The sequence below is a fragment of the Streptococcus infantis genome (assembly GCF_047463635.1).
GTDB classification, from domain to species: domain Bacteria; phylum Bacillota; class Bacilli; order Lactobacillales; family Streptococcaceae; genus Streptococcus; species Streptococcus infantis_W.
The window spans coordinates 1-1499 of the sequence record NZ_JASHDL010000043.1 but is presented as its reverse complement, the minus strand read 5'-3'; the positions used below and the strand labels follow the sequence as shown (position 1 = coordinate 1499).

Annotated in this window: 1 rRNA gene; it reads left to right on the top strand. The window is 49.4% G+C overall.

Annotated elements, in window-relative coordinates:
- A 23S ribosomal RNA gene (locus QM867_RS10655) occupies positions 1-1499 on the top strand; the annotation flags it as partial.

Genomic DNA, 1499 nt, shown 5'->3' with positions numbered 1-1499 from the left:
AAATAGTCTTTGTACCTAGCAGTATCCTGAGTACGGCGGGACACGTGAAATCCCGTCGGAATCTGGGAGGACCATCTCCCAACCCTAAATACTCCCTAGTGACCGATAGTGAACCAGTACCGTGAGGGAAAGGTGAAAAGCACCCCGGGAGGGGAGTGAAATAGAACCTGAAACCGTGTGCCTACAACAAGTTCGAGCCCGTTAATGGGTGAGAGCGTGCCTTTTGTAGAATGAACCGGCGAGTTACGATATGATGCGAGGTTAAGTTGAAGAGACGGAGCCGTAGGGAAACCGAGTCTGAACAGGGCGAGTTAGTATCATGTCGTAGACCCGAAACCATGTGACCTACCCATGAGCAGGTTGAAGGTGCGGTAAGACGCACTGGAGGACCGAACCAGGGCACGTTGAAAAGTGCTTGGATGACTTGTGGGTAGCGGAGAAATTCCAAACGAACTTGGAGATAGCTGGTTCTCTCCGAAATAGCTTTAGGGCTAGCGTCGACATTAGAGATTCTTGGAGGTAGAGCACTGTTTGGGTGAGGGGTCCATCCCGGATTACCAATCTCAGATAAACTCCGAATGCCAAAGAATTATGGTCGGCAGTCAGACTGCGAGTGCTAAGATCCGTAGTCGAAAGGGAAACAGCCCAGACCACCAGCTAAGGTCCCAAAATAATTGTTAAGTGGAAAAGGATGTGGGGTTGCACAGACAACTAGGATGTTAGCTTAGAAGCAGCTATTCATTCAAAGAGTGCGTAATAGCTCACTAGTCGAGTGACCCTGCGCCGAAAATGTACCGGGGCTAAAACAATTTACCGAAGCTGTGGATACCTTTATAGGTATGGTAGGAGAGCGTTCTATGTGTGAAGAAGGTGTACCGTGAGGAGTGCTGGAACGCATAGAAGTGAGAATGCCGGTATGAGTAGCGAAAGACAGGTGAGAATCCTGTCCACCGTAAGACTAAGGTTTCCAGGGGAAGGCTCGTCCGCCCTGGGTTAGTCGGGACCTAAGGAGAGACCGAAAGGTGTATCCGATGGACAACAGGTTGATATTCCTGTACTAGAGTATGTAGTGATGGAGGGACGCAGTAGGCTAACTAAAGCAGACGATTGGAAGAGTCTGTCTAAGCAGTGAGGTGTGAATTGAGTTAAATGCTTAGTTCTATAACATTGAGCTGTGATGGGGAGCGAAGTTTAGTAGCGAAGTTAGTGACGTCACACTGCCAAGAAAAGCTTCTAGCGTTTAAACATACTCTACCCGTACCGCAAACCGACACAGGTAGTCGAGGCGAGTAGCCTCAGGTGAGCGAGAGAACTCTCGTTAAGGAACTCGGCAAAATGACCCCGTAACTTCGGGAGAAGGGGTGCTGACTTTAAGTCAGCCGCAGTGAATAGGCCCAAGCAACTGTTTATCAAAAACACAGCTCTCTGCTAAATCGTAAGATGATGTATAGGGGGTGACGCCTGCCCGGTGCTGGAAGGTTAAGAGGAGTGCTTAGCGG